The 12,803-nt window shown below is 69.2% G+C and carries 12 protein-coding genes and 1 pseudogene; 1 reads left to right on the top strand and 12 read right to left on the bottom strand.

The window, feature by feature from the left end:
- Positions 1 to 42 precede the first annotated feature (42 nt).
- Both LK409_RS06745 and LK409_RS06740 read right to left on the bottom strand, forming a co-directional pair.
- Positions 43 to 1,221 carry a DUF3734 domain-containing protein gene (locus LK409_RS06745; RefSeq protein WP_010928191.1) on the bottom strand — a complete coding sequence of 393 codons (1,179 nt, stop codon included), beginning with the start codon at positions 1,219 to 1,221 and terminating at the stop codon, positions 43 to 45.
- 10 nt (positions 1,222 to 1,231) lie between these two features.
- A complete protein-coding gene (locus LK409_RS06740) occupies positions 1,232 to 1,822 on the bottom strand; it encodes a DUF4136 domain-containing protein (protein ID WP_010928190.1) in 591 nt (196 codons plus the stop codon).
- A gap of 110 nt (positions 1,823 to 1,932) precedes the next feature.
- Between LK409_RS06740 and LK409_RS06735 the strand changes: the two genes are divergently transcribed.
- Positions 1,933 to 2,742, top strand: a complete 810-nt coding sequence (locus tag LK409_RS06735) for a TOBE domain-containing protein (RefSeq protein ID WP_010928189.1) — start codon at positions 1,933 to 1,935, stop codon at positions 2,740 to 2,742.
- Between the two features lie 25 nt (positions 2,743 to 2,767).
- Here LK409_RS06735 and LK409_RS06730 read toward each other — a convergent pair whose 3' ends face one another.
- The 10 genes and pseudogenes from LK409_RS06730 to LK409_RS06685 all read right to left on the bottom strand — a co-directional run bounded on the left by LK409_RS06730 (position 2,768) and on the right by LK409_RS06685 (position 12,781).
- Positions 2,768 to 3,562 carry an ABC transporter ATP-binding protein gene (locus LK409_RS06730; protein WP_003810326.1) on the bottom strand — a complete coding sequence of 265 codons (795 nt, stop codon included), beginning with the start codon at positions 3,560 to 3,562 and terminating at the stop codon, positions 2,768 to 2,770.
- Position 3,563: 1 nt separating this feature from the next.
- Positions 3,564 to 4,454 (bottom strand): ABC transporter permease, encoded by an 891-nt coding sequence (locus LK409_RS06725; protein WP_010928188.1) that lies wholly within the window; start codon positions 4,452 to 4,454, stop codon positions 3,564 to 3,566.
- 109 nt (positions 4,455 to 4,563) lie between these two features.
- Positions 4,564 to 5,538 (bottom strand): ABC transporter substrate-binding protein, encoded by a 975-nt coding sequence (locus LK409_RS06720; protein WP_010928187.1) that lies wholly within the window; start codon positions 5,536 to 5,538, stop codon positions 4,564 to 4,566.
- A 158-nt stretch (positions 5,539 to 5,696) separates the two neighbouring features.
- Positions 5,697 to 6,209, bottom strand: coding sequence for a superoxide dismutase family protein (gene sodC, locus LK409_RS06715; protein ID WP_003810321.1), 513 nt, complete (start codon positions 6,207 to 6,209; stop codon positions 5,697 to 5,699).
- A gap of 156 nt (positions 6,210 to 6,365) precedes the next feature.
- On the bottom strand, positions 6,366 to 7,337 hold the full coding sequence (locus LK409_RS06710) for a Bug family tripartite tricarboxylate transporter substrate binding protein (RefSeq protein ID WP_003810320.1): 972 nt from the start codon (positions 7,335 to 7,337) through the stop codon (positions 6,366 to 6,368).
- A 195-nt stretch (positions 7,338 to 7,532) separates the two neighbouring features.
- Positions 7,533 to 9,074, bottom strand: coding sequence for a malonate--CoA ligase (locus tag LK409_RS06705; protein WP_010928185.1), 1,542 nt, complete (start codon positions 9,072 to 9,074; stop codon positions 7,533 to 7,535).
- Between the two features lie 5 nt (positions 9,075 to 9,079).
- Positions 9,080 to 9,886 (bottom strand): enoyl-CoA hydratase/isomerase family protein, encoded by an 807-nt coding sequence (locus LK409_RS06700; protein WP_010928184.1) that lies wholly within the window; start codon positions 9,884 to 9,886, stop codon positions 9,080 to 9,082.
- Positions 9,883 to 11,184 carry a malonyl-CoA decarboxylase domain-containing protein gene (locus tag LK409_RS06695; RefSeq protein WP_010928183.1) on the bottom strand — a complete coding sequence of 434 codons (1,302 nt, stop codon included), beginning with the start codon at positions 11,182 to 11,184 and terminating at the stop codon, positions 9,883 to 9,885. The genes LK409_RS06700 and LK409_RS06695 overlap by 4 nt, the downstream gene beginning before the upstream one ends.
- Positions 11,135 to 11,899 (bottom strand): GntR family transcriptional regulator, encoded by a 765-nt coding sequence (locus LK409_RS06690; protein WP_010928182.1) that lies wholly within the window; start codon positions 11,897 to 11,899, stop codon positions 11,135 to 11,137. The genes LK409_RS06695 and LK409_RS06690 overlap by 50 nt, the downstream gene beginning before the upstream one ends.
- Before the next feature lie 113 nt (positions 11,900 to 12,012).
- Positions 12,013 to 12,781, bottom strand: a pseudogene (locus LK409_RS06685) (spermidine synthase).
- Positions 12,782 to 12,803 lie beyond the last annotated feature (22 nt).

Here is a 12,803-nt window from a genome sequence, read left to right as displayed (position 1 = left end):
TCGCCCCCGCCAAAAAAAGCGGACTCATCCTAGGTGCAAGGTTCAAGCGTCCGCGCGGTGGATGTCGTGCGTCACGAAACTCTCGTCGGGCGACGGCTTGTCCAGCACGCCGGGCTGCGCCAGCGTGCGTTCGATGTCGGCCAGGCCGAAGCGCCAGTGCTCCCGCATCGACTCGGTATTGAACTCGTAGTCCTTGGAATGGCGTTCGAACTGGTTGGCCTCGTAGATGAGGTTGACCACGTTGACCAGTGGCGTACACGCCTCGCGCCGGATCTGCGCCAGTTCGCGGCTGCTGCGCACCTGCGGCGGCAGGCGGTCGAGCACGCGCTGCAGGCTGCGGCGCAGCTTGAGCTGGCGGCGGAACGTATCGGTGACGATGCGCGTGCGGCTGGAGTACTGGATGTCCTTCTGGCGCTCCGCCACCTCTTCCAGGCTGGTGGGCAAGGGGCCGCGCGCCGGCCACAGGTCGACCTGGAAAGCCAGCGTGTCGCGCATCGGGTGGACCGCCAGCACCTTGGTCAGCGGGGTGTTGGACACCAGACCGCCGTCCCAGTAGAACTCGCCATCAATCTCGATGGCGGGAAAGCCCGGCGGCAGCGCGCCGGAAGCCATGACGTGCTCGGGCCTGATGACGGTCTCGCGGCTGTCGAAGTAGGCGAAATTGCCGGTGCGTACGTTGACCGCCCCCAGGCTGACCCGCACATCGCCGCGGTTGAGCAGGTCGAAATCGACATAGTCGCGCAGCGTCTGCAGCAGCGGCGTCGTGTCGTAGAAGCTGGTCGCGGCCGCCCCGCCCCCCTGCACCAGGTACGGCGGCGGAAAGCGCGGCTCGAAAAACCCCGGCTGGCCGCGCGTGAGCGCGTTGAAGGCAGCCAGCTGGCCGTTGCTCTGGTTGGAGCCGAAGCCGAACGGCGCGTTGGCGAACAGCGCCGCCCAGGCATCGCCCCAGGGCAGCCCGACGAATCCGGTGGGCCGGCAGATGGCTTCCCAGAAGCCGCGCAGGCGCCCGACCCGTTCGTCCACGGGGGCGCCGGCGATGATGGCCGCATTGATGCCGCCGATGGAAATGCCGGCCAGCCAGTTCGGCCGTATGCCCGCGGCATGCAGACCCTCGTAGACGCCGGCCTGGTACGCGCCCAGGGCGCCGCCGCCCTGCAGCACCAGCGCCACCGTCTCGTAGTCGGGCATGCCGGCGCCGCGGCGCGCCTTGCGCTTGCTCATCGGCGCCCCGCTACGGCTTGGGAGGCGTCTGCGGCTGGCCGTTGCCGGCGCGGAACGGATACTTGGAGAAGATCTGCGCCACGCCCTGCTCGACGCTGGCGGCGGATTGCGCCTTGTCGAGATCGTTGACCTCGCCCGTGGCCACGCCCTCCCAGACCAGTTGCCGGCGGCGCGCGTCGATCAGGTCGATGTTCAGCGTGCCTTCGGTGTACTGGTAGACGTCGTCGCCCCAGCCGTAGCCGGGCCAGCCGCCGTAGAAGCCGGCCCGGTAGCCGTAGTACGGGCCCATGGGCGGCGGCGCCGGCGTCACCTGGGTTTTTTCCTGCAGCTTGCCGTTGAAGTTGACCAGCAGGTCGGGCTTGCTCTCGTCATAGGTGTAGCCGCGCATCTCGAGCTGGCCGCGAGTGGCCTGCTTGAGGCGCTCGGTCAGCAGGCTGCTGTAGCCGGCCCGGTCGGTGCCCAGCGGCGACATGAACGCGAAAGTGCGGTACTGCGCGAAGTTGGCGCTGTGGTCATAATCGCTGCGTAGCGTGGGGCCCGACGCGCAGCCGGCCAGCAAGCCGGCGGCCACCGAGACGGTACGCAACTTGACGATCTGCATGTCTCACCTGTGTAGCGACGTGTGAGCGCCCATCATGCCGCGATCGGAGGCAACTTGCAATAAACTCTCATTTGCATCCGCCATCCGCCGGCCGCGCCGGCCAGACCGCCATGTCCGCACCTTCCCTGCAACTCGACGGCACGCTTTGGCTGCGCTCGGGCGACCAGCCCTGGGGCGGCCAGCATCGCATCGACCTGCTGGCCCAGATCGAGGCCACCGGCTCGATCAGCGCCGCCTCGCGCGCCGCCGGGATGAGCTACAAGGGCGCCTGGGACGCCATCGACGCCATGAACAACCTGGCCGGCGAACCCCTGGTGCTGCGCTCGGCCGGCGGGCGCGGCGGCGGCGGCGGCACGCGCCTGACCGACCGCGCCCGCCGCCTGATCGCCACGTTCCGGGCGCTGCAGGCCGAACACCAGCGTTTCGTCCAGCACCTGGCCGCCAGCGGGCTGGACGCCGCCGGCGACATCGACATCATGAGGCGATTCATGCTCAAGACCAGCGCCCGCAACCGCCTGCTGGGCACCGTGGAGGCGGTCCATGCCGGCGCCGTCAATGACGAAATCGTGTTGCGTATCGCCGGCGGCCAGCGCATCGCGGCCGTCATTACCCGCGCCAGCACCGAAGAACTGGGCCTGGCGCCCGGCACCCAGGCCATCGCCTTGATCAAGGCGCAGGCGGTGCTGCTGGGCCTGCCCGGCCCCGGCCTGCGCCTGTCCGCGCGCAACCAGCTGCCCGGCAAGGTGGCCGAGGTGCGGCCGGGCGCCGTCAACAGCGAGATCATCGTCGACCTCGACGGCGGCGGCACGCTGGCGGCCATCATCACCGAGGAAAGCGCGCGCGACCTGGCGCTGGCCGCCGGCACGCCGGTCTGCGCCCTGTTCGACGCCGCCAGCGTGATGCTGGGCGTGCTGGACTGACGCGCCCGGGGCAGCCCCGGCGGACTCAGCCCAGCAGCAGCGCGTCGTCGGACAGCTTCTCGCCGCGCACCCGCTCGAACATGGCCAGCAGGTCGGGCACGTCCATGCCCTTGCGCTCGTCGCCGGACACGTCCAGCACCACCTGGCCCTGGTGCAGCATGACGGTGCGCTCGCCCACGTCGAGCGCCTGGCGCATGCTGTGCGTGACCATCATGGTGGTGAGCTGGCTCTCGGCCACGATGCGGGCGGTCAGCTGCAGCACGAAATCGGCGGTGCGCGGGTCCAGCGCGGCCGTATGCTCGTCCAGCAGCAGGATGCGCGAAGGCTGCAGCGCGGCCATCAGCAGGCTGACCGCCTGGCGCTGCCCGCCCGACAGCAGGCCGATGCGGTCGGCCAGGCGGTTCTCCAGCCCCAGGCCCAGGGTCGCCAGCCGCTCGCGGAAACCCTCGCGCATCGACGCCTTGACGGCCCGGCTGAAGCCGCGCCTGGCGCCGCGCATCTGGGCCAGCGCCATGTTCTCTTCGATGGTCAGGTCTTCGCAGGTGCCCGCCATGGGGTCCTGGAAAACCCGCGCCACGCGTCCGGCGCGCTCCCAGACCGGCTGGCGGGTCACGTCGGCATCGTTGATCCGTATGGTGCCGGTGTCGACCGGCAGGTCGCCGGAGATGGCATTGAGAAACGTCGACTTGCCGGCCCCGTTGGAGCCGATGACGGTCACGAACTGGCCGTTCGGAATGTCCAGCGACAGCCCGCGCAGCGCGCGCGTCTCGATCGGCGTGCCGGCATTGAAGGTAATGTGCAGATCCTTGGCGCTCAGCATGTCAGGCCCCCTTCCTGCCGACCAGGCGGCGCTTGAGCATCGGGATCACCAGGGCGATCGTGACCAGCACGGCCGTCACCAGGTTCAGGTCCTGTGCCTTGAGTCCGATGAAATCGCTGTTCAGGGCCAGCGCGATGAAGAAGCGGTACACGATGGCGCCGAGGATGACCGCCAGGGTGGCCATCACCAGGCGGCGCGACGGCAGGATGCTCTCGCCCACGATGACCGCGGCCAGCCCGATGACGATGGTGCCGATGCCCATCGAGATGTCGGCGCCGCCCTGGGTCTGCGCGAACAGCGCGCCCGCCAGCGCCACCAGGGCGTTCGACAGCGCCATGCCCGCCAGAATCATGGCGCCGGTATTGACGCCCTGGGCGCGCGCCATGCGGCCGTTGGAGCCGGTCGAGCGCATGGCCAGGCCGGCCTGGGTGGCGAGAAACCAGTCCAGCGCCAGCTTGACGATGATGACCACCACCAGCAGGATCAGCGGCCGCGCCACGTAATCGCTCAGCCACTGCGGCTGCAGCAGGGTGAAGACGGTGGGTTCGGTGATCAGGGGCACGTTGGGCTTGCCCATGATGCGCAGGTTGACCGAGTACAGCGCGATCATCATCAGGATGCTGGCCAGCAGGTCCATGATGCGCAGCCGCACGTTGAGCCAGCCGGTGACCAGCCCGGCGGCGGCGCCGGCGAGGGTGGCGACGATGGTGGAGGTGAAGGGATCGTAGCCCGCGGCGATCAGGATCGCGGCCACCGCGCCGCCCAGCGGGAAGCTGCCGTCGACGGTGAGGTCGGGAAAGCGCAACAGGCGGAAGGAAATCAGCACCCCCAGCGCGACCAGGCTGAAGATCAGGCCGATTTCCAACGCCCCGAGCAAAGAGAACAATGACATGTAGGAGAACCTGGCCAGCCCTGTCTTGTGGATGAGGCCGGCGCTGCCTTGAATTGTGTTCGGTGGAAATGCCGGCCGGGCGCCGCACGGCGCCCGGCCGAATACGCGATTACTTGATGACTTGCGCCGCGGACTTGACCAGCGCGTCGGACAGCGTCACGCCCTGCTTGGCGGCTGCGCCCGGATTCACGTAGAGCTCCAGCTTGGAGCTGGTCTCGGAGGGCATGGCGCCGGGCTTTTCGCCCTTGAGGATGCGCACCACCATCTTGCCCGTCTGCACGCCCAGGTCGCGGTAGTTGATGCCCAGCGCGGCGATCGCGCCGCGCTTGACGCTGTCGGTGTCCGAAGCCACCAGCGGGATCTTGGCGTCGTTGCCCACCTTGACCAGCGATTCGTACGCCGATACGACGTTGTTGTCGGTGTTGGTATAGATGACGTCGACCTTGCCGATCAGGCTGCGCGCGGCCGAGGCCACGTCCACCGTGCGCGGCGCGGCCGCCTCGACCAGCGTCATGCCGGCCTTGGGCAGCAGGTCCTGCATCTGCTTGACGACCACGACCGAGTTGGCTTCGCCCGGGTTGTAGACCATGCCCACGCGCTTGGCATTGGGCACCACCTTCTTGATCAGCTCGATCTGCTTGTCCAGCGCCAACAGGTCGGACACGCCCGTGACGTTGGTGTTGGAGGCCTCCATCGAGGGCACCAGCTGCGCGGCCACCGGGTCGGTCACGGCCGAGTACACCACCGGCACGTCCTTGGTGGCCGCCACCACGGCCTGGGCCGACGGCGTGGCGATCGCCACGATCACGTCAGGCCGGTCGCCGACGAACTTGCGCGCAATCTGCGCAGCCGTGCCGGTGTTGCCCTGGGCGCTCTGGTATTGCCACTTCAGATTCTTGCCCGATTCGTAACCCGCCTGCTTCAGGGCGTCCTGTACGCCGTCGCGCACGGAATCGAGCGCGGGGTGTTCGACGATGGCCGTGATCGCCACCGATTTCTGCTGCACCATGACCGGTGCGGCGTGGATAGCCATCGCCATCGCCAGCGCGCCTACCGTCAGAAAATGTTTTTTTCCGATCAGCATGTTGTCTGCTCCTTAGACCCTCGGGTAGTTATCGTCCATGGCGCCCCCGCGGCCTCCCGCAGGTCGTGCGGCCATGAAACCGTGTAGTCTAACGTGAGCCGGCCGGCCCCAAGGCGCGGGATATCCCTAGAACGGCCGGCCGCGGGACGGCGCAACCCTTACTTCACGACGCCGCAGGCCATCCGGCCGCCCCCGCCGCCCAGCGCGGCCGGGTGATCGCTGTAATTGTCGCCGCCGACATGGATCATCAGGGCATGGCCGGCCAGGTCGGCCACCTTCAGGCGCGGGGCCAGCACCGGATAGGTCGCCTTGCCGTCGGCGGTCACGTACACGGCCGGCAGGTCGCCCTTGTGGCCGGTCTTGTCATAAGGCCCCTTGTGGGCCCCGGTGTTGTCCGGATCCCAGTGTCCGCCCGCCCCGCCGCCAACCATGTCCTTGCCGTCGACCTTGGTCATCGCGCAGGAGGGTTTGGCATGCAGGTGAAAGCCGTGCACGCCGGGCGCCAGGCCGTGCAGGTCGGGCGTGAACAGCACGCCATAGTCGGTTTGCTCGTACTTGATCTGGCCGATCTTCTGGTCGTCGCCCTTGGGACTCAGGAGGGACATTTCGACGGACTGGGCGGCGGCCACGCCGGACATGGCCGCCAAAGCCAAGGCTATCAGGGACTTCATCACACGCTCCTTGAAAAGGGCCCGCCGGGGCTCGCGCACGGGCAAGCCCGCGCCATGCGATCCCGCGGCCAAGCCGCCTGCGATACGGAACCAGCGATGAAAGAAGAGCCGCGCCGGCCGGCGCCGCCCCCCTTTCGTCCCTCACTGTACACCCGCTCAGTCCAGCGTGACGCCGGAATCCTTGACGACCTTGGCCCAGCGCGTCACTTCGCTGTCGACGAAAGCGCCGAACTGCGGGCCGGTCAGGTTGGGGATGGCCGAGCCGTTGCCCGCCCAGGTTTCCCTGATCTTGGGATCGTTCAGGGCCTTGGTCACGGCAGCGGTCATCTTGTCGACCGCCTCCTGCGGGGTGCCGGCCGGCGCCCACAGGGCGTACCAGGTCGATACCTCGTAGTTGGGCACGCCCGCCTGCGCGGCGGTGGGCACGTCGGGGAAGGATGGCGAGCGCTGCGATGCCGCCACCGCCAGCGGCTTGATGGTGCCGGCCCGGATATGCCCCGCCGACGACCCCAGCCCGTCGAAGGCCAGGTCGACCTGGCCGCCGATCAAGGCCGAGAGCATCGGCCCTGCGCCCTGGTACGGCACGTCGACCAGCTTGATGCCGGTCTGCATGGCGAACAGTTCGCCGGCCAGGTGGTGGGTGCTGCCCTTGCCGGCGGTGCCGAAGTTGATGTCGCCCGGCCGCTTGCGCGCGTATTCGATGAACTCCTGCAGCGACTTGACCGGCAGCTTGGCGGTGTTGATGACCACGACCTGGGGCGGCTGCGCCAGCAGGGCCACCGGCACGAAATCCTTCTGGATGTCGTAGCTCAGGTTCTTGTACAGCGATGGCGCCAGGGCATGGTGGGCGCCCCCCATGAAGAAGGTGTAGCCGTCGGGCTTGGCCTTGGACGCCACGGCGGCGCCCACGGTGCCGCCGGCGCCTCCCTTGTTGTCGATGACCACGCTCTGGCCCAGCTGCATGCCCAGTTGCTGGGCCAGCGGGCGCGCGAAGGTGTCGGTGCCGCCTCCGGCCGGAAACGGCACGATGATGGTGACGGGGCGCTCCGGCCAGGCGGCCTGAGCCGGCGCCGCGGCGCCCAGCGCCGTCGCGGCGATGAGCGCGGCGCCCAGGATGGGGTATTTCATGGTGTCTCCTCGTTGGTACAGCGTAGCGGGGCCTGCCGGCCCGGTCTGTTATGCGCCGTGCTCGCCACGCTGGCGGCCGGCTTGTATGTACATCTGACGCGTCCAAATCCTGCGGTTGTCTGTCTGGTGGTCTGCACTCCTCTGGTCTGCTGCATGGGGACGCGCGCCCTGGCGGCGCGCGCCGTCGATATCGCGTCAGGACGCGGCGTAGGTATCGCGCAGGACGTTCTTCTGCACCTTGCCCATGGTGTTGCGCGGCAACTGGTCCACGACGTGGATCCGCTTGGGCACCTTGAAATTGGCGATGCGCGACTTCAGGTCGGCCTGCATGGCGGCGACATCGATCGCCGCGCCGGCGCGCGGCACCACCACCGCCACCACGGCCTCGCCGAAATCGGGGTGCGGCACGCCGATGACGGCTGACTCCAGCACGCCCTGCATCTCGTCGATGACCGTCTCGATCTCCTTGGGGTAGACGTTGTAGCCGCCCGAGATGATCAGGTCCTTGCTGCGCCCGACGATCGACAGGTAATCGGCCGGCACCGCGCGCCCGCCCGACTCGCCGCCCCAGTGGCCCACGTCGCCGGTCTTGAACCAGCCATCGGCGGTGAACTCCTCGCGCGTCTTCTCGGGCATGCGCCAGTAGCCGGAGAAGACGTTCGGCCCGCGCACCTGCACGTTGCCGATCTCGCCGGCCGCCAGGGCCTGGCCCGCGTCGTCCACCACCCGCACCTGCACGCCCGGCAGCGCCTTGCCGACCGTGCCGCCCAGGCGTTCGCCGTCCGCGGGCCGGCAGGGATTGGAGGTCAGCATGACGGTTTCGCTCATGCCGTAGCGCTCCAGGATGGTCTGGCCGGTGCAGGCCTGGAAATCCGTGAACGTCTCGGTCAGCAGCGGCGCCGAGCCGGAAATGAACAGCCGCATGTTGGCGCAGGCCGCGCGGTCGAAGCGCGCGTCGGCCAGCAGCCGCACGTAATAGGTGGGCACGCCCATCATGACGGTGCTTTGCGGCAGGTAGCGCAGCGCCTGGTCCACGTCCAGCCTGGGCAGCCAGATCATGCGCGCGCCGGCCAGCAGCGCCCCGTGCGAAGCGACGAACAGGCCATGCACGTGGAAAATGGGCAGCATGTGCAACAGCACGTCGTCCTCGCGCCAGCCCCAGTATTGGTGCAGCACGCGGGCATTGGAGGCCAGGTTGCCGTGCGACAGCATGGCGCCCTTGCTGCGGCCGGTGGTGCCGGACGTGTACAGGATGGCGGCCAGGTCGTCGGCCTTGCGCGCCACCGTCCTGAAGCGCTGCGGCATCGCCGCGGCGGCCTGCAGCAGCGTGCCGGTGCGGTCTTCGTCCAGGGTGTAGACGTGCGCGCTGCCCGCCTTGGCGGCGGCGCGGCGCACCCAGCCGGCATTGGCGCTGGTGCACACGACCACGGCCGGCTCGGCGTTGCCCAGGAAGTATTCGATCTCGGCTTCGCGGTAGGCCGTGTTCAGCGGCAGGTAGACCAGCCCCGCGCGCAGCGTGGCCAGGTACAGCAGCAGCGCCTCGGGCGACTTCTCGACCTGCACCGCCACCCGCGCGCCGGCCGGCAGCTTCAGCGAGGCCAGCAGATTGGCCAGGCAAGCGCTGGCGCGGTCGATGTCGTTCCAGGTATAGCGCAGCGTCGGGGTCTCCAGCGCCACGCGGTCGCGATCGGCGGGGAAGCCCCCCTCCAGCACAGCATATAGGTTGGCGTTGCTCACCTTGTCTAGTCTCCGGTAAATGTGGGGGCCGTGCCGGCCAGGAAGGCGCGCACGCCCTCCCGGTGGTCGCGGCTTTCGGCATAGGAAAAGAAATCCAGGTATTCGTCTTCGCCCAGCGGCGCGCCGGCGCACAGGCGGCGCGCCTGGCGCTTGTTGATGCGCGCGGCCAGCGGGGCGCCGCCCAGGATGGCGGCCACGCTGCGCTGCACCGCCTGGTCCAGTTCGGCCACGGGCACCGTGCGCGTGACCAGCCCCAGACGCAGCGCTTCGGCGGCGTCGAAGACGCGCCCTTCGAGCAGGATGGCCAGCGTCGCCGCGCGGCCGACCAGGTCGAGCAGGCCGCGCATTTCGTCCGGCGCCATCGGAAAGCCCAGCTTGCCGATCGGCACGCCGAAGCGGGCCGACTCGGCGGCGATGCGCAGATCGCACTGCGCGGCGATCTCCAGGCCGCCGCCCACGCACACGCCCTCGATACGGGCCAGCACGGGATGCGGGCAGGCGGCCACCGCGGCCAGCGCCGGCGCCAGGATCTCGCGGTGATAGCGCTGCACCCCGGCCAGGTCGGCGCGTTCGGCCGGAAACTCGCGGATGTCGGCGCCGGCGGCGAAATGCCCTTCGGCGCCGGCGACGACCACGCAGCGCAGCGCAGCGTCCGCCCCGAGGGCCTCGAAGACCTCGCGCAGCTGCCGCCACATCGCGACCGTCATGGCATTCATGCGGCCCGGATGGCTCAGCGTGACATGGGCCACGCCGGCGTCGATGCGGCACAGGATCTGCCCGGGCTGGGAATTCGGCTTCATGGCGCGGCTCATCCCAGGCGCGCGATGCCGCGGCTGACTTGCGGCTTGCCTTCGTTCAGGCGGGCCAGGTTGCCATCCAGGTCGCCCAGCTCGTAGAGGTAGTTCACCATCATGCCGCAGGACTGCGCCAGGCCCTTGGCCGAGGTATCGGCAGCCCAGTTCAGGCGCTCGATGCGCGCGCCGTTGCCCAGGTGGAAACGGGCCACCGGGTCGAGCGGCTGGCCGGCCCGCATCGCCTGCAGGTAGCGCGCGGCCAGGCGCAGGCCGGCTCGCTGCACCACTTCCGACGGCTTGCCCGTGGCCGCGCGCGCCAGCCGCGCCACCCAGCGCGCGCCATCCGGAGCGCCGCTGCGCGTGCGCGCCTTGTCGCGCACCGCCTGCTCGACCTCCTGCGCGTCCAGCCGCGACAGCCAGTCGGCGAAGCCGGGAATGGGCGACAGCGTGGCGAAGAATTTCAGCTTGGGCAGCTCCTGCAGCAGGCGGTCGATCACGCGCTTGAGCAGGAAGTTGCCGAAGCTGATCCCGCGCAGGCCGGGCTGCGTATTCGAGATGGAATAGAAGATCGCCCAGCGCGCCTTGTCCAGGTCCTGCGGCGGCGCGCTGGTGTCGAGCAGCGCCTGGACGTTGTCGGCCATCTGGGCCGAAAACGCCACCTCCACGAAGATCAGCGGCACGTCCGGCATCTGCGGATGGAAATACGCGTAGCAGCGGCGGTCGCCCGCCACCCGATGGCGCAGATCGTCCCACGAGCGGATTTCGTGCACGGCCTCGTAGAGGATCAGCTTCTCGAGCAGCGAGGCGGGCGAGTCCCAGGTCAGCGGGCGCAGCTCCAGCAGGCCCACGTCGAACCAGGCCGACAGCAGCGCCTCCAGCTCCTTGTCCAGGGCCTGCAGTCCGGCGACCTGCTTGCGCCAGCGCAGCATGTCGGCGCGCAGCGCCACCAGGAAACGCAGTCCGTCGGGCAAGGCATTGAACCGTTTGAACAGGCGCGTGCCCTGCGCGCCGTCGCCCTGCATGCCGGCGCCGACCTGCGCCAGCCCGCCCAGCATGGCGCGGCGCCGCTTGCCGTCGGCCTGCTCATAGGCCAGGCGCCAGGCCTGCGCCAGTTTGTTGGCGCGCACATCGGTCAGGCGCGCCTCGAACAATTGCGCCAGGTCGGCCGGCGGCGGCAGCCTGTCTCGCTCGAACAGACGGCCCAGCCGGGCGATCAGGCCGGCGCTTTCGCCGGCGGCCGATGCGTCGACCGCCTCCGGTTCGGCGTCAGGCGTGCGTGCGACGCGTGCGGATGCCTGGGGATCGAGTGCGGACATGGTTGAGCTCCTGTACGGCTTGAACGGCGGGTGAATCGATGGCGGCGGCCCCGCCGGCCGGCTCCTGCCCGGCCAGCGCCTGCAGGGCGGCCAACTGGCACAGCAGGTGCTTGCAGGTCAGGGCCTCGGCGCCTTCCGGGTCGCGCGCCTTGAGCGCGGCGAAGATGGCCATGTGCTCGGCGCAGGATTCGCGGATGCGCCCCGGCAGCGCCAGGCTCTTGTGGCGAAACAGGCTGAGCACCTTGCGCAGGTTGTCGACCATGTCGGACAGCCAGCGGTTGTCGGCCAGGGTCTGCACCGCGACGTGGATGCGGTAGTTGGTCTCGTAATAGGCGTCGATGCGGCCGGCCTGCGCATGCGCCTGCAAGGCGCGGTGCAAGGGTTCGAGCGCGCGCAGGTCGTCATCGCCGGCGCGCTGCGCCGCCTCGAAGGCGCAGCGTCCCTCCAGCATGGCCATGAGCGGAAAGATCTGCTCCAGGTCGCGCACCGTCAGCTCGTTGACGAAACAGCCCCGGCCAGGCTCCAGGCGTACCAGGCCCTCGGTAGCCAGCACCTTGAGGGCCTCGCGCAGCGGCGTGCGGGAAATGCCCAGCTGCTCGGTCAGCCCCGCCTCGTCCACCCAGGCGCCGGCGCCCAGCGCATGGGTGCGGATCATGGTGCGCAAGCGATCCGCCACTTCCAGGTACAACGCCTGCCGGACGATGGGTGTAGTCATCGGTTGCCCCTAGGCCGTAATTCATAATTATGAATAAGGCGATGGTAGCCTGCTTTGCGGCGGCCGTTAAGGACCGCGCGCCTAGGGTATTCCCAGGGGAGGAAGCCGCCCGCTCAGAAGTGCAGCACGCCGTCGACCGCGTGGCGGGTCAATGCCCGCGCCCAGCGGCGCGCCGGCAACCCGTACTGCGCCTCGACGGTTTCGGCGCGCGCCAGCAGTTCGGCCGGGGTGATGGCCAGTGGCGGGCCGGAAAACGCCAGCACGATCTGGTTGCCCGCGTCGATCTCGGGCAGCAGCACCAGGCGGTCGTCGAAAGCCTTGCTCAGGTTGTCGATGTTGCGCCCGTAGCTCTCGTGGCGGCCGAACAGGTTGACCGACAGCACGCCCACCTCGCCCAGCACACGGCGGCAATCGCGGTAGAACTTGACCGAATCGCGCACCGGGCCGCGCGCCTGCGCGTCATAGAGATCGACCATGAGCACCGGGCAATCGCCGGCGCGCGCAGGGTCGGCCACCCGCGCCGGCATCGTCATGATGCACGTCCAGGCGCTGCGGCGTGGGCAGGCGGAAAAACATCTGGCAGACCGCGGTGACCTGAGGATTCCATTCGACCACCGTCACCGGGCTGCGCGTGTGCTTGAGGCAGAACCGCGCCAGCGACCCCGCGCCCAGGCCGAGCAGGCCGATGGATTGTTCGCGCGGCGGCTCGAGAAACAGCAGCCAGGCCATCATCTGGGCGGTGTACTCGAGCACCAGCCGGGCCGGGTCGCGGATCAGCATCGCGCCCTGCACCCACTCGGTGCCGAAATGCAGATAACGGATGCCGTCGGCTTCGGACAGCGAAGGTTGGTCGAGTTCTGAGGGGGTGTAGCAAATAGGCATCGCGGCATTGTAGCCACTGCGC

Source organism: Bordetella parapertussis (assembly GCF_020735925.1).
In the GTDB taxonomy this organism is placed as follows: Bacteria; Pseudomonadota; Gammaproteobacteria; order Burkholderiales; family Burkholderiaceae_B; genus Bordetella; species Bordetella pertussis.
The sequence above is the reverse complement of the archived record's forward strand: the minus strand, read 5'-3'. Positions and strand labels throughout refer to the sequence as shown.